Genomic DNA, 437 nt, shown 5'->3' with positions numbered 1-437 from the left:
CGCGACGTAGTCCTCCAGCGCGTGCAGCTCGTGCGACTTGGCCCTCTTGGTGCTTGCGAAGCGCAGCAGTTTGGCGATGCGCTCGGCGTTGGCGGTGTCCTCGCTGACGCCCTCCTTCAGCACGCTGCCAAAAGCGTTCCAGAACTTGAGGTACTTCTCGGCGTCCTCGCGCGCCAGACGGTCCAGCAGGTCGAGGACGCGGCGGGAGACCGCCGACTTCAGCTTCTCGATCTGGCGGTTGTTCTGCAGCAGCTCGCGCGAGACGTTCAGCGGCAGGTCGTCGGAATCGACCACGCCGCGCACGAAGCGCAGGTAGCTGGGCAGCATCTGCTCCGACGCATCCATGATGAAGACGCGCTTGACGTAGAGCTTCAGCCCCTTGCGCTGGTCGCGGTCGAACTGGAAGTCGAAGGGCGCGCGCTCGGGCACGAACAGCA

General features: G+C 65.2%; 1 pseudogene. It reads right to left on the bottom strand.

What is annotated here, in order from left to right:
• Positions 1-437: pseudogene (locus FLQ44_RS14390) on the bottom strand (molecular chaperone HtpG); the annotation flags it as partial.

Origin of the sequence: Vogesella mureinivorans (assembly GCF_007644035.1) — a bacterium.
GTDB classification, from domain to species: Bacteria; Pseudomonadota; Gammaproteobacteria; order Burkholderiales; family Chromobacteriaceae; genus Vogesella; species Vogesella mureinivorans.
The sequence above is the reverse complement of the archived record's forward strand: the minus strand, read 5'-3'. Positions and strand labels throughout refer to the sequence as shown.